At 64.3% G+C, this 20819-nt stretch carries 16 protein-coding genes; 11 read left to right on the top strand and 5 right to left on the bottom strand.

Annotated elements, in window-relative coordinates:
• Positions 1-22 precede the first annotated feature (22 nt).
• The 10 genes from WF331_RS15855 to WF331_RS15900 all read left to right on the top strand — a co-directional run bounded on the left by WF331_RS15855 (position 23) and on the right by WF331_RS15900 (position 13221).
• On the top strand, positions 23-1183 hold the full coding sequence (locus tag WF331_RS15855) for an acyl-CoA dehydrogenase family protein (protein WP_028613171.1): 1161 nt from the start codon (positions 23-25) through the stop codon (positions 1181-1183).
• Between the two features lie 17 nt (positions 1184-1200).
• Positions 1201-3318 carry an acetate--CoA ligase family protein gene (locus tag WF331_RS15860; protein ID WP_016499185.1) on the top strand — a complete coding sequence of 706 codons (2118 nt, stop codon included), beginning with the start codon at positions 1201-1203 and terminating at the stop codon, positions 3316-3318.
• Positions 3311-4918 (top strand): 5-guanidino-2-oxopentanoate decarboxylase, encoded by a 1608-nt coding sequence (locus WF331_RS15865; protein WP_241800411.1) that lies wholly within the window; start codon positions 3311-3313, stop codon positions 4916-4918. The genes WF331_RS15860 and WF331_RS15865 overlap by 8 nt, the downstream gene beginning before the upstream one ends.
• A gap of 35 nt (positions 4919-4953) precedes the next feature.
• The gene (gene alr / locus WF331_RS15870) at positions 4954-6183 is read left to right on the top strand and encodes an alanine racemase (RefSeq protein WP_059396285.1); all 1230 of its coding nucleotides are present in this window, start codon (positions 4954-4956) and stop codon (positions 6181-6183) included.
• 24 nt (positions 6184-6207) lie between these two features.
• The gene (locus WF331_RS15875) at positions 6208-7398 is read left to right on the top strand and encodes a pyridoxal phosphate-dependent aminotransferase (protein ID WP_229608681.1); all 1191 of its coding nucleotides are present in this window, start codon (positions 6208-6210) and stop codon (positions 7396-7398) included.
• Entirely contained in the window at positions 7391-8803 is a 1413-nt protein-coding gene (locus WF331_RS15880) for an aldehyde dehydrogenase family protein (protein ID WP_284362932.1), read from the top strand. The genes WF331_RS15875 and WF331_RS15880 overlap by 8 nt, the downstream gene beginning before the upstream one ends.
• Positions 8804-8846: 43 nt before the next feature.
• Positions 8847-9548, top strand: a complete 702-nt coding sequence (locus WF331_RS15885) for an NAD(P)H-dependent oxidoreductase (protein WP_174369875.1) — start codon at positions 8847-8849, stop codon at positions 9546-9548.
• Positions 9549-9784: 236 nt separating this feature from the next.
• Positions 9785-10888: a polyamine ABC transporter substrate-binding protein gene (locus WF331_RS15890; RefSeq protein WP_229608678.1), complete on the top strand. Its 1104-nt coding sequence runs from the start codon at positions 9785-9787 to the stop codon at positions 10886-10888.
• Positions 10889-10921: 33 nt separating this feature from the next.
• Positions 10922-12334 carry an aminotransferase gene (locus WF331_RS15895; protein WP_340623083.1) on the top strand — a complete coding sequence of 471 codons (1413 nt, stop codon included), beginning with the start codon at positions 10922-10924 and terminating at the stop codon, positions 12332-12334.
• A gap of 53 nt (positions 12335-12387) precedes the next feature.
• Positions 12388-13221 carry a helix-turn-helix transcriptional regulator gene (locus tag WF331_RS15900; RefSeq protein ID WP_172439629.1) on the top strand — a complete coding sequence of 278 codons (834 nt, stop codon included), beginning with the start codon at positions 12388-12390 and terminating at the stop codon, positions 13219-13221.
• 76 nt (positions 13222-13297) lie between these two features.
• Here the strand turns inward: WF331_RS15900 and WF331_RS15905 are convergent, their stop codons facing one another.
• From WF331_RS15905 to WF331_RS15925, 5 genes are all read right to left on the bottom strand, one after another.
• Positions 13298-14377: a helix-turn-helix domain-containing protein gene (locus WF331_RS15905; protein WP_049274204.1), complete on the bottom strand. Its 1080-nt coding sequence runs from the start codon at positions 14375-14377 to the stop codon at positions 13298-13300.
• A gap of 225 nt (positions 14378-14602) precedes the next feature.
• Positions 14603-15574 carry a PDR/VanB family oxidoreductase gene (locus WF331_RS15910; RefSeq protein WP_016499195.1) on the bottom strand — a complete coding sequence of 324 codons (972 nt, stop codon included), beginning with the start codon at positions 15572-15574 and terminating at the stop codon, positions 14603-14605.
• A 78-nt stretch (positions 15575-15652) separates the two neighbouring features.
• A complete protein-coding gene (locus WF331_RS15915) occupies positions 15653-16774 on the bottom strand; it encodes an aromatic ring-hydroxylating oxygenase subunit alpha (protein WP_016499196.1) in 1122 nt (373 codons plus the stop codon).
• A 120-nt stretch (positions 16775-16894) separates the two neighbouring features.
• Entirely contained in the window at positions 16895-18493 is a 1599-nt protein-coding gene (locus tag WF331_RS15920) for a BCCT family transporter (RefSeq protein ID WP_049274213.1), read from the bottom strand.
• A gap of 194 nt (positions 18494-18687) precedes the next feature.
• Positions 18688-19779: a tartrate dehydrogenase gene (locus WF331_RS15925; RefSeq protein ID WP_016499198.1), complete on the bottom strand. Its 1092-nt coding sequence runs from the start codon at positions 19777-19779 to the stop codon at positions 18688-18690.
• A gap of 97 nt (positions 19780-19876) precedes the next feature.
• On the opposite strand from WF331_RS15925, the gene WF331_RS15930 reads away from it, so the two are divergent.
• Entirely contained in the window at positions 19877-20788 is a 912-nt protein-coding gene (locus tag WF331_RS15930; protein ID WP_340623084.1) for a LysR substrate-binding domain-containing protein, read from the top strand.
• The last annotated feature ends 31 nt before the right edge of the window (positions 20789-20819 follow it).

Raw genomic sequence — 20819 nt, forward strand, 5'->3', positions numbered from 1 at the left:
ACCCTGACCAGGACCTTCGCAGATGAATTTCCAACTGACCCAAGAACAAGAAATGTTGGTGGAAGCGGTACGCAGCTTTGTTGCCAAAGAGTTGCTGCCCCATGAGGAAGCGGTGGACCGCGCCGATGCCGTGTCGCCAGAGCTGGCTGCGCACATCCGTGGCAAGGCCATCGCCGCCGGGTTCTATGCCTTCAACATGCCTGAGGAAGTCGGCGGCGGTGGCCTGGACTACCTGTCCCAGGCGCTGATCGAACGTGAGCTGTCCAAGGTGTCCTGGGCGCTGCACGTGTTTGTCGCACGCCCGTCGAAAATCCTCATGGCCTGCAAGGACGAGCAGATCAACGACTACCTGCTGCCTTGTGTGCAGGGCGAGAAAACCGACTGCTTCGCCCTCACCGAACCGGGTGCCGGTTCCGATGCCAACGCCATCAAGACTCGCGCCGTGCGCCAGGGCGATGACTTTGTCATCAACGGCAGCAAGCACTTCATCAGCCACGCCGGCCACGCCGATTTCGCGATTGTCTTCGCGGTCACCGACACTTACGAGCACAACGGGCGCAAGCGCAATGCGGTCACGGCGCTGCTGGTGGACCGCGGCACACCGGGCATGACCATCCGCCGCGGCCCCAAGTGCGTGAGCAACCGTGGCTACCACACCTACGAGCTGTTCTTCGACGACTGCCGGGTGCCGGCCAGCAAGGTGCTGGGCGAAGTCGGCAAGGGCTGGGAAGTGGCCAACGCCTGGCTTACCGCCGGCCGGGTGATGGTCGCGGCCAACTGCGTGGGCCAAGCCCAGCGCGCCCTCGACCTGTCGCTGCAGTGGGCCGCCGACCGCAAGCAGTTCGGCCAGGCCATCGGCAGCTACCAGGGCGTGTCGTTCAAGCTGGCCGACATGGCCACACAGATTCGCGCCGCCGAAATGCTCACGCTGCACACGGCCTGGAAGATGGACCAGGGCAGCATGACCGACGGTGAAGCCGGCATGGCCAAGCTGTTTGCCAGCGAAGTGCTGGGCAAGGTGGCCGACGAAGCCGTGCAGATCTTCGGCGGCATGGGCCTGATGGACGAAGGGCCGGTCGAGCGCATCTGGCGCAACGCGCGTATCGAGCGTATCTGGGAGGGCACCTCGGAAATCCAGCGGCACATCATCGCCCGCGAACTGCTGCGCCCGCTGCTGCGCTGAGCGCCAGGAGAACACCCATGTCGCAATCGATTCGTGACAACCTCAAGCGCCTGCTGGCGCCCCGGCACCTGGCCTTCGTTGGTGGGCGCAGCATGGCGCGGGCGCTCAAGCGCTGCGCCGAAGGTGGCTACGGCGGCGAGCTGTGGCTGGTCAACCCGCAGCATGAAAGCCTGGAAGGTATCCCTTGCGTTGCCCGCGTGGCCGACTTGCCTTACCCCCCGGACGCGGTGTTCATCGCCACCCACCGTGAGCTGACCTTGCAGTGCGTTGCCGAGCTGGCCGCGCGTGGCGCCGGTGGTGCCATCTGCTATGCCTCCGGCTTTGCCGAAAGCGGCGAAGAGGGCCGCCAGTTGCAGCAGCGCCTGCTCGCTGCGGCCGGCAACATGGCCCTGCTCGGCCCCAACTGCTATGGCCTGCTCGATTACCTGCACGGTGCCGCCCTGTGGCCGGTGGCCCATGGCGGCAAGCGGGTGGAGAAGGGCGTGGCGATCCTGACCCAGAGCGGCAACTTCGCCTACAACCTGTCCATGAGCGACCGCTCGCTGCCGGTGGCCTATATGGCCTCGGTCGGCAACCAGGCGCAATTGGGCGTGGCCGAGCTGATGGACGTGCTGCTCGACGACCCACGGGTAACGGCCATCGGGCTGCACCTGGAAGGCTTGAAGAACGTGCCGGGCTTTGCACGCGCAGCCTACAAGGCATTGCAGCAGGGTACACCGGTCATTGCCCTGAAGACGGGCGTGTCGCAGATCGGCGCTGAACTGGCGCTGAGCCACACCAGCTCGTTGTCCGGCTCCGATGCCTTGTACGACAGCCTGTTCCAGCGCCTGGGCGTGATCCGCGTCAGCGGCCCGGTGAGCTTTGTCGAAACGCTCAAGGCCGCCGCTTGCGGGCGCTTGCCGGCAAATGGGGAACTGATCGCGCTGGCCTGCTCAGGCGGCGATGCTGGCCTGATCGCCGACTATGCCGAACGCAACCAGTTGAGTCTGCCGAAACTGGGACAAGGGCAGGTGGCGCAGTTGGCCGAAGTGCTGCCGGCCTATGCCAACCTGGTCAACCCGCTGGATTTCACTACTGCCATCTGGGGCGATGAAGCGGCCCTGCAACGCATGCTTGACAGCACCCTGAGCGGGGCAGCTGATGCCGCCATGCTGGTGCTGGACTACCCGGCGGCCTTCACTGGCGAACGCAAGGAGTGCGACCTGCTGCTGGCGCTGTACTGCGACGCGCTGGAGCGTCACGGCAAGATCGGTTTTGTCACCTCCGCTTTTCCGGAGCTTCTGCCCGCCAGTGCGCGTGAGCGCCTGCATGCCCGGGGCATTGCTGCGCTGCAGGGCGTGGAAGACGGCCTGGCGGCCTGGGGCCGCATTGTCGCCTACCAGCGCAACCGCCGGCGGTTGCTGGAGCAAGGCGAGGCCGCACGGGTACCGCTGTGCCCCCAAGCCCTCACGGGCGAAAGCCGGTTGCTGGACGAATGGCAAGCCAAGCACGCCCTGCGCGCCTTCGGTTTGCCGGTGCCAGCGGGCGTGCTGAGTACGCCCGAGCGCGCCGTGGCAGACGCCGCCTGCGTGGGTTACCCGCTGGTACTGAAGGCGGTCAGCGAACAGCTGCCGCACAAGACCGAGGCCGGTGCGGTGGCGTTGAACCTGCGTGATGCCGCCGCCCTGGAAGCCGCACTGGTGCAGATGCGCCAGCGCATCGCTGCCTACGCCCCGCACGTCGCGTTCGATCAGGTACTGCTCGAACCCATGGCCGAGCCCCCGCTGGCCGAGCTGATAGTGGGCATCAAACGTGAACACGACTTTGCCCTGGCCTTGGTGATCGGTGCCGGCGGCGTGCTGGTCGAACTGCTCAAGGACAGTGTCAGCCTGTTGTTGCCCACCACCGACAGCGCCATCCGCGCCGCACTGCTGAACCTGCGCAGTGCCAGCCTGCTGCAAGGCTTCCGTGGCCGCCCGGCCGCCGACCTCGACGCACTGGTCGCAGCTATCCGTGCGGTGGCCGATTACGCCTGCGAAAACGCCGGGCAGCTGTTGGAGCTGGATGTGAACCCATTGATGGTCGGTGCCCACGGCACCACCGCGGTCGACGCGCTGATCCGCCTCGGCCAGGCGCAAGGAGAACGACATGAATGACCTTACCCTGACTGCCGGCCAGGCGCTGGTGCGCCTGTTGGCCAACTACGGCGTGCAAACCGTGTTCGGCATCCCCGGGGTGCACACCCTGGAGCTGTACCGCGGCCTGCCGGGGAGTGGTATCCGCCATGTGCTGACCCGCCACGAGCAGGGCGCAGGCTTCATGGCTGACGGCTATGCGCGGGTGAGCGGCAAGCCGGGGGTGTGCTTTGTCATCACCGGCCCGGGGGTGACAAACGCCGCCACCGCCATCGGCCAGGCCTATGCTGACTCCATCCCGATGCTGGTGATTTCCAGCGTCAACCATACCGCCAGCCTGGGCAAAGGCTGGGGCTGCCTGCATGAAACCCAGGACCAGCGCGCCATGACTGCGCCGATCACCGCGTTTTCGGCCGTGGCGTTGCGCGGCGATGACCTGCCCGAGCTGATCGCCCGTGCCTGGGCCGTGTTCGACAGTGAACGGCCGCGCCCGGTGCACATTTCGGTACCGCTGGACGTGCTGGCCGCACCCGTCAGCCGTGACTGGAGCGATGAGGTGGCGCGCCGCCCCGAGCGTGGCCAGCCGTGCCGCGAAACCCTCGACCAGGCTGCCCTGAAGCTGGCAGCGGCCAAGCGGCCGATGATCATCGCGGGTGGCGGTGCGCTGCACGCGGCCGAGCAACTGGCGCAGTTGAGCACCCGGCTGGCGGCACCGGTATTCACCAGCGTGGCCGGCAAGGGCCTGCTGCCGCCGCAGGCGCCCCTGAATGCCGGTTCCAGCCTGTGCGTGGAACCTGGCTGGCGGCTGATCAGCGAGGCTGATGTGGTGCTTGCCGTGGGCACCGAAATGGCCGATACCGACTTCTGGCGCGAGCGCCTGCCGATCACTGGCGAGCTGCTGCGCGTGGACATCGACTCGCGCAAGTTCAACGACTTCTACCCCTGTGCCATTGCCTTGCAAGGTGATGCCCGGCAAACCCTGGCCGGCTTGCTCGAACACCTGCCAGCACTCGATCGAGACCCGGCCCAGGCCAGCGAAGCGGTGAGCAACCTGCGCCAGGCCATTCGTAATGGGCATGCACCGTTGCAGGCCACCCATCAGGCGATTCTGGACCGCATTGCCGCCGTGCTGCCCGACAATGCGTTCATCAGCAGCGACATGACCCAACTGGCCTACACCGGCAACTACGCCTTCGCCAGCCGGGCGCCGCGCAGCTGGCTGCATCCTACCGGCTACGGCACACTCGGCTACGGCCTGCCGGCCGGTATCGGCGGCATGCTTGCCACCGACCATCGCCCAGGCCTGGTGCTGGTAGGCGACGGCGGTTTCCTTTATACCGCCCAGGAGCTGGCCACGGCTGTAGAGGAACTGGACCGGCCGTTGGTGGTGCTGCTGTGGAACAACGATGCCCTCGGGCAGATCCGCGATGACATGCTCGGCCTGAACATCGAGCCCGTCGGCGTGCTGCCGCGTAACCCGGACTTCATCGGCCTGGCCCGTGCCTTTGGTTGCGCGGTGCGCCAGCCGCGTGACCTGGACGCGCTGCAGGCCGACCTGGCCAGCGGTTTCGCCACACCCGGCGTGACCTTCATCGAACTCAAACACACCTGCGTCTGTTAAGGCGCGCACAAACCAAAAGAACAAGAGAAACCTACATGCCATTTCGCCGTACACTTCTGGCCGCATCCCTGGCCCTGCTGATCACCGGCCAAGCCCCACTGTATGCCGCCCCCCCGCTGTCGATGGACAACGGTACAAACGCCCTGACCGTGCAAAACAGCAACGCCTGGGTCGAAGTCAGCGCCAGCGCCCTGCAGCACAACATCCGCACCCTGCAGGCCGAGCTGGCCGGCAAGTCCAAGCTGTGCGCCGTGCTCAAGGCCGATGCCTATGGCCACGGTATCGGCCTGGTAATGCCATCGATCATCGCCCAGGGCGTACCCTGCGTGGCGGTGGCCAGCAACGAGGAGGCCCGCGTGGTCCGCGCCAGTGGCTTCACCGGGCAACTGGTGCGGGTACGCCTGGCCAGCCTCAGCGAGCTGGAAGATGCCTTGCAGTACGACATGGAAGAGCTGGTGGGCAGCGCCGAATTTGCCCGCCAGGTCGATGCCGTCGCCGCGCGCCATGGCAAGACCTTGCGCATTCACATGGCGCTCAACTCCAGCGGCATGAGCCGCAACGGGGTGGAGATGGCCACCTGGTCCGGCCGTGGCGAAGCGCTGCAGATCACCGACCAGAAGCACCTCAAACTGGTCGCGCTGATGACCCACTTCGCCGTGGAAGACAAGGACGATGTGCGCAAGGGCCTGGCGGCCTTCAACGAGCAGACCGACTGGTTGATCAAGCACGCGAAGCTCGACCGCAGCAAGCTCACGCTGCACGCCGCCAACTCGTTCGCTACGCTGGAGGTGCCGGAGGCGCGCCTGGACATGGTACGCACCGGTGGCGCGCTGTTCGGTGACACCGTACCGGCGCGCACCGAGTACCAACGCGCCATGCAGTTCAAGTCCCACGTGGCGGCGGTGCACAGTTACCCGGCCGGCAACACCGTCGGCTACGACCGCACCTTCACCCTGGCCCGTGATTCGCGCCTGGCCAACATCACCGTCGGCTATTCCGATGGCTATCGCCGGGTGTTCACCAACAAGGGCCATGTGCTGATCAACGGCCACCGCATACCGGTGGTGGGCAAGGTGTCGATGAACACGCTGATGGTCGATGTCACCGATTTCCCGGACGTGAAGGGTGGCAACGAAGTGGTGCTGTTCGGCAAGCAGGCCGGGGGCGAAATCACCCAGGCCGAGATGGAAGAAATCAACGGCGCGCTGCTGGCCGACCTGTACACCGTGTGGGGCAGTTCCAACCCGAAGATCCTCGTCGACTGAAACCGCCAAAGAAGGGAGATTGCCATGCGTTACGCCAAGCTTACCCAACGCATTGCCGGCGACGGTGCTGCGGCCTGGGACATCCACTACCGCGCCCTGGCGCTGCAGGCCGAGGGCAAGGACATCCTGCTGCTGTCGGTGGGGGACCCGGACTTCGACACCCCCGCGCCGATTGTCGAGGCGGCCATCGACAGCCTGCGGGCGGGTCACACCCATTACGCCGATGTACGCGGCAAGCTGGCCCTGCGCCAGGCCATCGCCAGGCGCCACCAGCTGCGTAGCGGCCAGGCCGTCGACGCCGACCAGGTGACGGTGCTGGCAGGGGCCCAGTGCGCGCTGTACTGCGTGGCCCAGTGCGTACTGGACCCAGGCGACGAGGTGCTTGTAGCCGAACCGATGTATGTGACCTATGAGGCGGTGTTCGGTGCCTGTGGTGCCAAGGTGGTGCCGGTGCCGGTCAAGCCGGAAAACGGCTTTCGGGTATGCCCGCAAGACGTGGCCGAGCGCATCACCCCGCGCACCCGCGCGCTGGCCTTGAACAGCCCGCATAACCCGTCGGGGGCAAGCCTGCCCCGTACTACCTGGGAAGCACTGGCCGAACTGTGCATCGCCCACGACCTGTGGCTGATCTCTGACGAGGTGTACAGCGAATTGCTGTACGAGGGCGAGCATGTCAGCCCTGCCAGCCTGCCGGGCATGGCCGAACGCACCGCCACCCTCAACAGCTTGTCGAAGTCCCATGCCATGACCGGCTGGCGGGTGGGCTGGGTAGTGGGTTCGGCCGAGCTGGCCGCCCACCTGGAAAACCTCGCCCTGTGCATGTTGTATGGCTCGCCCGATTTCATTCAGGACGCCGCCGTGGTGGCGCTGGAGCAGCCGTTGCCCGAGCTGGCCGCCATGCGCGAGGCCTACCGCCAGCGCCGTGACCTGGTGTGCGAACAGCTGGCCGGCTGCCCGGGCCTGAAGGCACTGAAGCCCGATGGTGGCATGTTCGTGATGGTTGATATCCGTGAGACCGGCGTAAGTGCCCAGGCCTTTGCCGACCGCCTGCTGGACCGCCAGGGCGTGTCGGTGCTCGCCGGCGAAGCGTTCGGCCCCAGCGCTGCCGGGCATATCCGCCTGGGCCTGGTGCTGGGCGATGCGGCGCTGGTCGATGCCTGCCAGCGCATTGCCCGCTGTGCCGACGAGCTGAAACGGGAGTACGGCCATGCGTGAGTATGCGCGGCTGTACATCGATGGCGCCTGGCAGGTGCCGAGCGGGCAGGGCATGGCTGAAGTGATCGACCCGGCCACCGAACAGGCCACTGGCCGGGTACCTTTGGGCGCCGAGGCCGATGTCGAGCGGGCGGTGATGGCGGCGCGGCGGTCCTTCGATGGCTGGTCGCGCACGCCGTCCAGCGTGCGCGCCGGGTACATCCGGGCATTGGCCGCACAGCTGAAAAACCGTGCGGCGCAAATGGCCGAGGTTATTACCGACGAGCTGGGCATGCCGGTGCAGTGGTGCCAGGCGGTGCAGGTCGAAGGCCCGATTGTGGGCCTTGCGCAGTACGCCGAACTGGCCGGGCTGATGGATGAGGTGCGCGAAATCGGCAATTCGCTGGTGTACCGCGAGGCCGTTGGCGTGTGCGCATTCATCAACCCGTGGAACTACCCGCTGCACCAGATGATCGGCAAGCTGGCGCCGGCCCTGGCTGCCGGGTGCACGGTGGTGGTCAAACCCAGCCAGGAAACGCCGCTGCACGCTTTTATGCTGGCCGAGATGATCGACGCCATCGGCCTGCCGGCAGGGGTGTTCAATCTGGTCAGCGGCCCAGGTGCCAAAGTCGGTGAAGCCCTCGCCCGGCACCCGCAGGTGGACATGGTGTCGTTCACCGGCTCAACCGGTGCCGGGGTGCGGGTGGCACAAGCGGCCGCGCCGACGGTGAAGCGGGTGTGCCTGGAGCTGGGTGGCAAATCACCGTTGCTGATTACCGCCGATGCCGACCTGCACGCTGCGGTGCGCCACGGCGTGCAGGACGTGATGATCAACTCGGGGCAGACCTGCACGGCACTGACCCGCATGCTGTTGCCGGCCAGCCGCTACGCCGAGGCGCTGGAAATCGCCGAGGCCGAAACCCGCGCGCTGGTCATGGGCGACCCGCGTGACCCGGCCAGTTTCCTCGGGCCGATGTGTTCGGCAGGCCAGCGGCGCACGGTGCTCGACTACATTCGCCAGGGCCAGGAGGAGGGCGCACGCTTGTTGTGCGGTGGCGATCACGGCGGCTTGGAGCGCGGGTTCTACGTGGCGCCCACGTTGTTCGCCGACGTCGACAACCGCATGCGCATTGCCCAGGAAGAAATCTTCGGCCCGGTGCTGTGCCTGATCCCCTACGCCGACGAGGCCCAGGCGCTGGCGCTGGCCAATGACTCGCCGTTCGGCCTGTCCAGCGCAGTGTGGGCGGGCAGCCGCGAGCATGGCCTTGCGCTGGCGCGGCAGATACGGGCCGGACAGTGCTTCATCAACGGTGGCGGGTTCAACTACCAGGCGCCGTTCGGTGGCTACAAGCAGTCGGGCAACGGCCGCGAGTGGGGCGAAGAGGGCCTGGCGGAGTTCGTCGAGGTGAAAGCCGTACAGTGCTGAGCCACCGCTGCAAGACAACCTGTTTTGTGTAAGGAGAATGTTTGTGAATGTACTGATCGTCCACGCTCACCCCGAGCCGCAATCGTTCACCGCTGCCCTGCGGGACCAGGCCGTGGAAACCTTCCGCGCCCAGGGCCACCAGGTGCAGGTCAGCGACCTGTACGCCATGGGCTGGAACCCGGTGGCCAGCGCCGATGATTTTACCCAGCGGGAGAACCCCGAGTACCTGGTGTATGCCCTGGAGCAACGCCAGGGGGTCAAGCGTGGTGCCATTGCCGCGGACATCCAGCAGGAGCTGGACAAGCTGTTGTGGGCCGATCTGCTGGTGTTGAACTTCCCGATCTTCTGGTTCTCGGCCCCGGCCATGCTCAAGGGCTGGATCGACCGGGTGCTGGTGTCGGGGGTGTGCTATGGCGGCAAGCGTTTCTACGACCAGGGCGGGTTGGCGGGCAAGAAGGCGCTGGTGACCGTGACCTTGGGCGGGCGTGAGCACATGTTTGGCGAGGGGGCGATTCATGGCCCGCTGGAAGACATGCTGCGGCCGATACTGCGGGGTACGCTCGCCTATGTCGGTTTCGAGGTGCTGCCGCCGTTTGTGGCCTGGCATGTGCCTTACATCAGCGCCGAGGCGCGGCAAGATTTTTTGCAGCAATACCGGCAGCGCCTGGAGCAGCTTGCGGACGACCAGCCATTGGTGTTCCCCCGCCTGACCCAGTTCGATGAGGCGTTGTACCCACTGGTGTGATCGCCCGCACTGGCCTTATCGCCGGCAGGCCAGCTCCCACAGGAAAACCACGAGGCCTCAGGACTGTGGTTTCCCTGTGGGAGCTGGCTTGCCGGCGATGAGGCCAGTTACTTTGTTACAAGACTTACCTGCTCAAAAACGACCACCCACACATTCGGGGTATGTTGCCCCTCGGCAAATCCCTCGATAGTGAACCCATCGGCTCGATCTCGGAGCACTCACACGATGGAGTTGCCATGCGCAAGGTACTGAAGGTGATTGGTGGTCTGCTGCTGGCGTCTGGTGCCAGCCTGGCCCAGGCGGCAGAGGTGGACAGCGCCAACACGCTACGGCTGTACAACTGGACCGACTACATCGGTGAAACCACCCTGGCCGACTTCGAGAAGGCCACCGGTATCAAGGTCATCTACGACACCTTTGATGGCTACGAAACCGTGCAGACCAAACTGCTCACCGGCCGTTCCGGCTACGACCTGGTCATGCTCAACGCCTCGCTGGTCCCCCCGCTGATCAGCGCCGGCGTGTTCCAGGCACTGGACAAGCAGCAACTGCCCAGCTGGCAAAACCTCGATCAGCAGGTGGTCAACAACCTGCAGGGCTACGACCCTGGCCTGAAGTACTCGGCGCCCTATACCTGGGGCAGCTCGGGGGTCACCTACAACGTCGACAAGATCACCGCGCGCATGCCCGACGCGCCGATCGGTTCGCTGGCCATGCTGTTCGACCCCAAGATCGTCTCGCGCTTCGCCGACTGCGGCGTCACCCTGATGGACGCGCCCACCGAGGTCATCCCGCTGGCCCTGCAGTACCTGGGCAAGGACCCGCGCAGCGCGTCGGCCGCCGACCTCAAGGCAGCCGAACAACTGCTGCTGGGCATCCGCCCCTACATTCGCAAGTTCGACTCGGTCAACTACCTCACCAGCCTGCCCAACGGCGATGTCTGCCTGGCGCTGACCTGGTCCGGTGACTACGCCACCGCCCAGGCCCGTGCGGTGGAAGCGAAGAAGGACATCAAGCTGTCGTTCTTCATCCCCCAGGAAGGTTCGCTGATCTGGTTCGACAACCTGTACATCCCCAAGGATGCGCCGCACGCGGCCAACGCCCACCGCTTCATCGAGTTTCTGCTGCAGCCGCAGACCATGGCCAAGGTCACTGACTACATCCACTACGCCAACAGCAACGCCGCCGCCACCGCGCTGGTGCGTGACGATATCCGCCAGGACCCGGCCATCTACCCCGACGCACAAACCCGTGAGCGCCTGTTCGCGCAGAAAACCCAGAGCCCCAAGGACATGCGCGCCATCACCCGGGTCTGGAGCACCGTCAAGACCGGTTTCTGAACACTGCCCAAAATTCTCGCCAAGGAGCTGCCCATGGCCACCCCAAGCAAAGCATTCGCTATCGCCCACGACCCGCTGGTGGAGGCCGACAAGGCCCACTACATGCACGGCTACCATGTGTTCGACGAGCACCGCGAGCAAGGCGCGCTGAACATCGTGGCCGGCGAGGGCGCCTACATTCGTGACACCCACGGCAACCGCTTCCTCGATGCCGTCGGCGGCATGTGGTGCACCAACATCGGCCTGGGCCGCGAGGAAATGGCTCTGGCCATCGCCGACCAGGTGCGCCAGCTGGCGTATTCCAACCCGTTCTCCGACATGGCCAACGACGTGGCCATCGAACTGTGCCAGAAGCTTGCGCAGCTGGCGCCGGGCGACCTGAACCATGTGCTCCTCACCACCGGCGGCTCGACCGCTGTCGACACCGCCTACCGGCTGATCCAGTACTACCAGAACTGCCGCGGCAAGCCACACAAGAAGCACATCATTGCCCGCTACAACGCCTACCACGGCTCTACCACCCTGACCATGTCGATCGGCAATAAGGCCGCCGACCGGGTGCCGGAGTTCGACTATCACCACGACCTGATCCACCACGTCTCCAACCCCAACCCGTACCGTGCCCCGCACGACATGGACGAGGCCGAATTCCTCGACTATCTGGTGGCCGAGTTCGAGGACAAGATCCTGTCGCTGGGGGCCGACAATGTGGCGGCGTTCTTCGCCGAGCCGATCATGGGCTCGGGCGGGGTGATCATTCCGCCCGAGGGCTACTTCCAGCGCATGTGGCAGCTGTGCCAGACCTACGACATCCTGTTCGTCGCCGACGAAGTGGTGACCTCGTTCGGGCGCCTGGGCACCTTCTTCGCCAGCGAAGAACTGTTTGGCGTTACCCCCGACATCATCACCACCGCCAAGGGCCTGACCTCGGCCTACCTGCCGCTGGGCGCGTGTATCTTCTCCGAGCGTATCTGGGAAGTGATTGCCGAGCCGGGCAAGGGCCGCTGCTTCACCCATGGCTTTACCTACAGTGGTCACCCGGTGTGCTGTACAGCGGCGCTGAAGAACATCGAAATCATCGAGCGCGAGCAACTGCTCGATCACGTCAAGGAAGTGGGTGGCTACCTGGAGCAGCGCCTGCAAAGCCTGCGCGAGTTGCCGCTGGTGGGTGATGTGCGTTGCATGAAGCTGATGGCCTGCGTTGAGTTCGTGGCCGACAAGGCCAGCAAGGCGCTGTTCCCGGATGAGGTGAACATCGGTGAGCGCATCCACAGCAAGGCCCAGGCCCGCGGATTGCTGGTGCGCCCGATCATGCACCTGAACGTGATGTCGCCACCGCTGATCGTCACCCATGCGCAGGTGGACGAGATCGTCGAGACCTTGCGCCAGTGCATCCTCGAAACCGCGCGCGAACTGACTGCGCTTGGCCTGTACCAAGGCCGATGAACCTGGCGCAAAGGGCTGTGCGGGGGCGTGCCTGGCAGGCTAGACTGCCGGGCATGACCCAGGCCACTCCCGACACCCCGCTTACCCTGACAATGGGCGCGCTGCAGCAATGGCATGCGGCGCTGCAGCGTGCGCTGGCCAATAGCGATACGCCCGAGGCGCTGGAGTATGTGGCCGCTGCCATCGGCCAACTGGTGCAGGTTGAATCGATGATGATCAGCCTTGAGTGCCAGGGGCGGGCGCCGCAGCTGCTGTACCAGCAAGGCATTCCCGAGCTGCACCGTGCTGCGGTGCTTGAGCGTTATTTCAGTGCTGGCTACCTGCTCGACCCATTCTGCCTGGCCGTGCAAAGCGGCTTGGCCGAAGGCTTTTACCACCTGCAGGAAATCGCCCCCGACAACTTCTTCGACAGCGACTACTACAAGGCCTATTACCTGGGCACCGGTTGCAGCGAAGACAGCTATTACATCGTCGACCTCAGCGCTGGCCGCAAGTTGTCGCTGAGCCTGTTCCAGGGTTGCAGCGGCACGCCTCTGAGTGCCGGGCAGGTCGACCTGCTGCGGGCGCTGGAGCCCATGGTGCGGGAACTGTTGGGGCGTTATGCCCGGCATAACCTGGAGCCCGGCGCAGCATCGGCCGAACACGGCAGCCTGCAGGCAGCGTTCGACAGCTTTGGTTGCCAGGTGCTGACCGACCGTGAGCGGGAGGTGGCACACATGATCCTGCGCGGGCACTCGGTGAAGTCGACCGCGCTGGAGCTGGGCATCTCACCGGAGACGGTGCGCATGCACCGCAAGAACCTGTACCTGAAGCTGGAGATCAACTCGCAGTCCGAGTTGTTTGCACGGTTTATCGACTGGCTGCGCGGCGATCAGCTGAAAATCTAGAAGTTTTTGCGGTCCCTGTGGGAGCGGGCATGCCCGCTCCCACAGCAATCGCGTCAGTTTTGAAATTTCGGGTAGTTCACGAAGCCGCCAGGCGGGCTTCCAGGGCGGCAATGTGCGCCTGTAGCCGTTCATGCTCCTGGCGCTCGGCGCTGATGTCTTCGAACACGCTGATCAGGTGTTCCGGTTCGCCGTTGTCCCGGCGCTGCAGCGAGGTGCGGGCGCGTACCCAGATGTACTCGCCGTTCTTGTGGCGCACGCGTTTTTCCACTTCGTAGCGCTCGGTTTCGCCGGCCAGCATGCGTTGCAGCAGCTGCAGGTTCTGCGCCAGGTCGTCGGCGTGGGTGATCTGCTGGAAGGTCATGCCGTAGAGTTCATCGGCGCTGTAGCCCAGCAACTCGCACAGGCTGTTGTTCACCCGCTGCCAGGTGCCGTCCGGGTCGATGTAGGCCAGGGCACCCCAGGCCAGCTCGAAGATCGCCCGGAAGCGCTCCTCGCTCTGGCTAAGGGCCTGCTGGGCCACCTGGCGTTCGGTGTTGTCCATGCTGATGCCAACCATCTTTACCGAGCGCCCGGCGCTGTCGCGCACCACTGTGGCGCGGGAAGAAATCCAGCGGACTTCACCGTCCGGGCGGGTGATGCGGAAGTCGCATTCACAGCCACTGCCGTCGGCCACCGCGTCGGCGTACATCACCTGCATGCGCTGCACGTCTTCGTTGGGCAGGTGCTTCCAGAAGTCTTCGTTGTGGTGGACCGGCCAGCCATAGACCTGCTCGACGTTGGGCGAGTAGGTGACTTCGTCGCTGATCAGGTTCCATTCCCAGGTGACGATGCGCGCGCCTTCCTGGGCCAGCTTCATGCGCGTTTCGCTTTCCATGATCTCCGCGGTCAGGCGCCGGCGCACGTCGGTCATCGGCAGCTCGACCACCTGCGGTTGCTGGATGTTCTGCAGTGCTTCGTCGCCATAGCGCAGCCAGATCCAGTTGACCTTGAGAAAGTCGGCCAGCTTGCGCAGGTTGTCGTAGTCGATCTCGCCGCCGCGGGTCCACTTGTGCACGGCGGTGCGCGAAATGCCCAACGCCGTGCCCACGGCTTGCAGGGTCAGCTTGTGATGCTCGAGCAGTTCCTTGAGGCGGAAGGCGAAGCTGTTTTCCAACATCGGCAGGGTGTCCTGATCTGGGCCAAGAGCCTGCCAGTATACCCAAGCTGTCAACTTTTGGTTGACGGGTCCTCACGCTGCCTCTTCTGGGGGAATGACGTTGTCTTGCCTGCACTGGCCTCATCGCCGGCAAGCCAGCTCCCACAGGTACAGGACGATGCGGTCCATGTGGGAGCTGGCTTGCCGGCGATGAGGCCAGTACAGGCAACATCAGCCGGGCGGTTGTTAAAGGTCCAGCACCAGCCGCGCCGTACGGGCGCGGGAAACGCACAGCATGATGCTCTGCTGCGCCGCTTTCTCTTCATCGCTCAGGTACTGGTCGTAATGCTCGGCTTCACCCTCAAGGATGGCCGTCTCGCACGTACCGCACACGCCTTCTCGGCACAGGCACTCGACCTTGGCAGCCTTGGACTTCTCGATGGCCTGCAGAATGGTCATGCCTTCTTCCACCTGCAGTTCCACGCCCGATTGCGCCAGCACTACGGTAAAAGCACTGCCGGTGACCGGGGTGGCGGCAAACTGTTCCCAATGCACGCGCTGCTCGGCAATGCCGGCCTTGGCGGCGCAGGCGATGACCGCGTCGATCAGCGGTTTGGGGCCGCACACGTACAAGTGCGCCTGCTCGTCCAGCCCCGCGCACAGGGCGGCCAGATCAAGCTTGCGGTCGAGGCTGTCGATGTAGAACCGCGTGTTGGCGGCGTGCGGGCCGTTGGCCAACTGGTCCTGGAACGCGCCGTGCTCAGGCGCGCGGAAGGCATAGTGCAGCTCGTAATCGGCGCTGCCAGCTTCCAGCTCATGCAGTTGCGCCAGGAACGGGGTAATGCCGATGCCGCCGGCAATCAGGACGTGGCGGCCAGCCGAAGGGTCGAGGGCGAACAGGTTGTTGGGCGAGGAGATGGTCAGGCGGGTGCCGACTTCCACCTGCTGGTGCATGAACGCCGAACCACCCTTGGACTGCTCTTCCAGGCGTACGCCGATCTGGTAGCTGCGGGTGTCGCGCGGGTCGCTCATCAACGAATAGGCGTTGCTGAACTGGCTGCCGTCAGCGCCTTGCATCTGCACGATGACGTGGCTGCCGCCGGTGAAGGCGGGCATCGCCGCGCCGTCTTCGCGGGCCAGGGTAAAGCGCTTGATCAGCGGCGTAGCGTGTTCCACGTCGGTTACGCGTACGCTGAACATTTCATAAGTGTTGGCCATGGTTCACCTCGACTGCCTGGGTGCACGGCAGGCCCTGCCGCGCACCTTTACGTGCAAATAAACGTGGAGCGGTTGCCATCAATCGTCGAGGTGGGCCACGGCGATCAGGTTGTGGAAGTGGGCAATGCCGTGTTCGCTCATGCCACTGCGCTCGCGGTCGGCCATGATCCGGCCCTGGCCACGGTAACCACGCGACTTCAGGCCCTTCTGCACGCTCTCGACCAGGCGCAGGTCTTCTGGGCGGAACACTTCGCGGTACCAGTCGATCAGCTTCTGCTGCTCCTCGGTGATGTCCTTGTTGAGGAAGTAGATGTCGTAGTGCTGCAGGGTGGTTTCGGCATCGACCGGGAACTCGTAGATCACGGTCATGAAGTTGGCCCCTGGCGGCACGTTGAACATGGTGCACGGCCAGGCCCAGAAACCGGCGAACGACGGGTCTTTCACGTTTTCGTCGAACTTGAACGACTGCTCCGAAGGCTTGGCCAGACCATATTGCAGGGTCCAGTTACCGTGCATGGTGTGGCTGTACTGGCCGACGTCGACCGAGTCGGAGAAGCCTGGGTGGGCCGGGGCGCAGTGGTAGCACTCCAGGTAGTTGTCGACGATCGACTTCCAGTTGGCCGGGGTGTCGCTGACGAAGCGCGCCGCCAGGTGCAGGTCGTCGATTACCGCGCAGGCTTCGCGCATGCGTGCTTGCATGCCTGGCAGCTGGTCTTCGACGGAGCCCGCATCCATGTCCATGTTGATGAAGATGAAGCCGGCGTATTCCTCGACGCGCAGCTGCACCAGGGTGGAGTTCTCTTTATCGAAATTGACCACGTTGTCGCAGTTGCGGGCGTGGGCCAGTTCGCCGTCGAGCTTGAAGGTCCAGGCGTGGTACGGGCAGGTGATGACGTTCTTGGCTTTGCCGCTGCCGCTGAGCAGCTGGTGGCCACGGTGCGGGCAGACGTTGTAGAACGCACGCAGCACGCTGTCACGGCCACGGACGACGATGATGCTTTCGCCAATCACGTCGCGGGTGATGTAGGCATTGTTGTCTGCCACTTCGCTGCGGTGGCCCACGCAGATCCAGCTGCGGGCGAAGATGGCTTCTTTCTCGTGTTCGAACACCGCGGCCTTGGTGTAGAAATTGGCCGGGATGGTGAAGGCCTCGTCGGCGTTCGCACAGAAATCGGCGGGCAGGCGTTTGAAGTCGTTCATGACAGGTTTCTCACAAGCTCGGTTTATAGTTGTTGGTTAACGCGTACCTGTTGGTTAACAGGTCAGGCAAAAAAATTTGCAGCCTTTCAGAGGGGCCGCAGTACGACCCCTCTGGTTGAATCAATGCACGGCAGCAGCGCTGCGCGGGGCATGGTCGGCAGGTTGCTCACCGGCCATCCGTGCAGCCTCTTCTTCGATGACGTGGGCCGGTACCTGGCCGTAGTCGGCGATCATCCACTTGAAGAAGCCATAGATCTTCACCAGCAGAATCACCATGAACGGGATTGCGGTGAGCACCACGGCGGTCTTCATGGTCGACAGCGAGGCCTTGGCGAACAGCATGGCCAGTGGCACCAGGGTCAGCACCACGCACCAGAACAGGCGGTGGGTGGGTGTCGGGTCGTCACCTTCACGCAGGTTGCGGGTGCTGGTGGCAGCCACCGCATAAGCCGCGGCGTCCATGTGCGAAGCACAGAAGATGGCCATGATGAACAGGTACACACCGAGGAACACCTGGCCCCACGGCAAGGCCAGCAGCAGGTGTGTCACGGCCGATTCGCCGCCTTGTTCGGCGAGCATTTTCGGCACATCCACGGCGCCGGTGATGAACTGGTGCATGCTGTAGCTTTCCAGCGCGCCGAAGAAGAACCAGCAACCGAAGCTGCCCCCCAGCAGCAGGGCCAGGACCACTTCCTTGATCTGCCGGCCGCGCGAAACGCGGGTGACGAACATGGCCACGCCCGGGGCGTACGACACCCACCACAGCCAGTAGAACACCGTCCAGTTGCGGGTAAAGGCACCGTCGCCCGCCGGGTCGGTGAACAGGCTCATGTGCACGTAGTTCTGGATCATCAGGCCAATCGAGTTGGCAGTGTTGTTGAGGGTGAACTGGGTCGGGCCCACCAACAGCACAACCGCGGCAAACACCAGCGCGCCGATGCACACCATCTTGCTCAGGCGCTGCAGGCCACCATCGATTCCGATGTAGGAGCTGAGCGAGAACATCACCGCCACGCCGCCGATCACCATCAATTGCACGGTGAACGTATCCGGGGTGCCGGTCAGGTCATGCAGGCCGCGCGTCAGGGTAGAGGCGGTGAGGGCCAGCGACACGGTCAGTGCGCCCATCATGGTCAGCAGGAAGATCAGGTCGACGGTACGGCCCACCGGCCCGGTGGCCTTGAAACCTGTCACCGCTTCGATAACCGAAGCCAGGTTCAGGCCGCTCTTCTTGCGTACATGGAAGTGGTAGGCCATGGCCAGCGAGGCCAGGGCGTAGATCGACCAGGCGCTGATACCCCAATGGAAGAACGAGTAGCCCACGCTGTACTCGAGTGCCTTGGGGGTGGCCGCGGCGATGTTCAGGCCCGGGGTCTGGTAGTAGTAGGCCCATTCCATCACGCCCCAGTAGAGGGTCGACGAACCCATGCCGGCACAGATGAACATGAACACCCAGGTGGCGGTGGCGTATTCAGGCTTGCCACTGCCCAGGCGGATGTTGCCGTACTTGCTGAAGGCCAGGTACAGCACGGCCAGGGTACTGCCAAACACCAGCACCTGCACGCTGGTACCGAAGGTGCGGGTGGACAGCTCGAACAACTGGTTGGCGGCGCTTTCAGCCTGGGCGGGGAAGGCTGCAAGGCCGATCACGGTGAGCAGTACGGCGATCAGGCTCACGGTAATCAGGAACACATCAATCTTTTTATTCTTGTGCGACATCATCGTCTCCTGGACGTTGGCGTACTTGTTATACCCGGCAGGCATCCGGGGTGTTGCGGTACCACTGCTTCCTTGGTTGTTAACTATAAGTTAACTAATATCTAATGGTTAACAGATTTTGCATACAATCCACGCCGCTCGCAAGAGGCAAAGGGCCGATTGTCAGACACTTCTGACAATCGGCCCAGGGTACATCAGGCTTCGATCAGCGCGGTGATGGCCTGGCCCACTTGCTGGGTAGACTGCTGGCCACCCATGTCGCGGGTTACGTCACCGGCGGCGATGACCTGCTCGATGGCTTTGAGGATGTCATCATGGGCAGCGCGGTAGCGTGGATCTGTGCCTTCGTTGCCGAGGAAATCGAGCATCAGCGCACCGGACCAGATCATCGCGATCGGGTTGGCGATGTTCTTGCCGTAGATGTCCGGGGCCGAGCCGTGCACCGGCTCGAACAGCGACGGGAACTTGCGCTCGGGGTTCAGGTTGGCCGATGGCGCGATGCCGATGGTGCCGGCGCAGGCCGGGCCGAGGTCGGACAGGATGTCGCCGAACAGGTTCGAGGCCACGACCACATCGAAGCGGTCTGGTTGCAGTACGAAGCGGGCGCAGAGGATATCAATGTGCTGCTTGTCCCAGCTGATTTCCGGATAATTGGCTGCCATTGCGGCGGTGCGTTCGTCCCAGTACGGCATGCTCACGGCCATGCCGTTGGACTTGGTGGCCGAGGTGACGTGCTTGCGCTCGCGGGTCTGGGCCACTTCGAAAGCGTACTTGAGAATGCGGTCGACGCCACGGCGGGTGAACACCGATTCCTGCAGCACGAACTCGTTCTCGGTGCCTTCGAACATGCGCCCGCCCAGCGACGAGTACTCGCCTTCGGTGTTTTCGCGGATGACCACGAAGTCGATGTCGCCGGGTTCACGACCAGCCAGCGGGCAGGGTACGCCGGGGAACAGGCGCACCGGGCGAATGTTCACGTACTGGTCGAAGTCGCGGCGGAACTTGAGCAGCGAACCCCACAGCGAGATGTGGTCCGGCACTTTGTCTGGCCAGCCCACGGCACCAAAGTACAGGGCGTCGAAACCTTTGAGCTGTTCGAACCAGTCGTCCGGCATCATCTTGCCGTGGGCCAGGTAGTAGTCGCAGCTGGCCCACTCGAAGAACTCGAAGCTGATGTCCAGGCCATGCTTGCGCGCAGCGGCCTCGACCACCCGAATGCCTTCAGGCAGTACTTCGTTGCCGATGCCGTCGCCTGGGATTGCCGCGATTCTGAAGGTCTTGCTCATGGGGTGCACTCGTTGTCTAGGGAACAGGTGCTGGCCATGCTATAAGGGCTTGGCCTGGAGATAATCTGGCCAATCATTGATTCTTGGAACACGATACGTGAACAATCTGCCCAGCCTCGACGACCTCAATATCTTCCTGCAAGTGGCCAAGCGCGCCAGCTTCGCGGCCGTTGCCGACGAGCTGGGCATGTCGGCGGCATACATCAGCAAGCGCATTCGCATGCTTGAGCAAACCCTGGAAGTGCGCCTGTTGCACCGCACCACCCGGCGGGTGACGGTGAGCGAGGAGGGCGAGCGGGTGTATCAATGGGCCTTGCAGATATTCGACGCCGTGCAGCGCATGGGCGATGACATCAGTGCCCAGCACCGCGAGCCGACCGGGCAGTTGCGCATTGCCAGCAGCCTGGGGCTGGGTCGGCGCTTCGTGGCGCCGGCTCTGTCGGAGTTGGCCGAGCGCTACCCGCGGCTGGACATTCGCCTGGATGTGCACGACCGCCTGGTGGACCTGATTGCCGAAGGTGTCGACCTGGACATCCGCGTGGGCAACGCCATTGCCCCCAACCTGATCGCCAAGCCGCTGGCCCGCAACCGCCGGGTACTGTGCGCCGCCCCGGCGTACCTGGCGCGGCGCGGCACGCCCAAGGTGCTGGGCGACCTGGGCAGCCACGACTGCCTGGTGATCAAGGAGCGCGACCACCCGTTCGGCGTGTGGCAACTGATGGGGCCGCTGGGTGAAGAAAGCGTGCGGGTGACCGGCGGGCTGTCGACCAACCATGGCGAAGTGGCGCACCAGTGGTGCCTGGACGGGCGCGGGATACTACTGCGTTCATGGTGGGACGTGCACGACAGCTTGCAGGACGGGCGCCTGGTGCAGGTGTTGGAGGCTTATCACCAGCCGGCGGACATCTGGGCGGTGTACACCTCGCCGCTGGCCAGCTCGGCCAAGGTGCGGGTGGCGGTGGACTTTTTCCGCCAGTACTTTGCCGAGCGGTACAGCTTGCCGGAGTAGGCCGCTCCCACAAAAGTCAAAAGCAGGTTGG

The sequence above is a fragment of the Pseudomonas sp. YNh genome, from assembly GCF_037993085.1.
Taxonomy (GTDB): Bacteria; Pseudomonadota; Gammaproteobacteria; order Pseudomonadales; family Pseudomonadaceae; genus Aquipseudomonas; species Aquipseudomonas putida.

Coding starts and splice junctions, on each gene's coding strand:
- WF331_RS15860 (WP_016499185.1), top strand. CDS start 1,201: ATGTCGCAATCGATTCGTGACAACCTCAAGCGCCTGCTGGCGCCCCGG.
- WF331_RS15920 (WP_049274213.1), bottom strand. CDS start 18,493: ATGTCGCACAAGAATAAAAAGATTGATGTGTTCCTGATTACCGTGAGC.
- WF331_RS15865 (WP_241800411.1), top strand. CDS start 3,311: ATGAATGACCTTACCCTGACTGCCGGCCAGGCGCTGGTGCGCCTGTTG.
- WF331_RS15925 (WP_016499198.1), bottom strand. CDS start 19,779: ATGAGCAAGACCTTCAGAATCGCGGCAATCCCAGGCGACGGCATCGGC.
- WF331_RS15900 (WP_172439629.1), top strand. CDS start 12,388: ATGACCCAGGCCACTCCCGACACCCCGCTTACCCTGACAATGGGCGCG.
- WF331_RS15915 (WP_016499196.1), bottom strand. CDS start 16,774: ATGAACGACTTCAAACGCCTGCCCGCCGATTTCTGTGCGAACGCCGAC.
- alr (WP_059396285.1), top strand. CDS start 4,954: ATGCCATTTCGCCGTACACTTCTGGCCGCATCCCTGGCCCTGCTGATC.
- WF331_RS15880 (WP_284362932.1), top strand. CDS start 7,391: ATGCGTGAGTATGCGCGGCTGTACATCGATGGCGCCTGGCAGGTGCCG.
- WF331_RS15875 (WP_229608681.1), top strand. CDS start 6,208: ATGCGTTACGCCAAGCTTACCCAACGCATTGCCGGCGACGGTGCTGCG.
- WF331_RS15855 (WP_028613171.1), top strand. CDS start 23: ATGAATTTCCAACTGACCCAAGAACAAGAAATGTTGGTGGAAGCGGTA.
- WF331_RS15895 (WP_340623083.1), top strand. CDS start 10,922: ATGGCCACCCCAAGCAAAGCATTCGCTATCGCCCACGACCCGCTGGTG.
- WF331_RS15890 (WP_229608678.1), top strand. CDS start 9,785: ATGCGCAAGGTACTGAAGGTGATTGGTGGTCTGCTGCTGGCGTCTGGT.
- WF331_RS15910 (WP_016499195.1), bottom strand. CDS start 15,574: ATGGCCAACACTTATGAAATGTTCAGCGTACGCGTAACCGACGTGGAA.
- WF331_RS15905 (WP_049274204.1), bottom strand. CDS start 14,377: ATGTTGGAAAACAGCTTCGCCTTCCGCCTCAAGGAACTGCTCGAGCAT.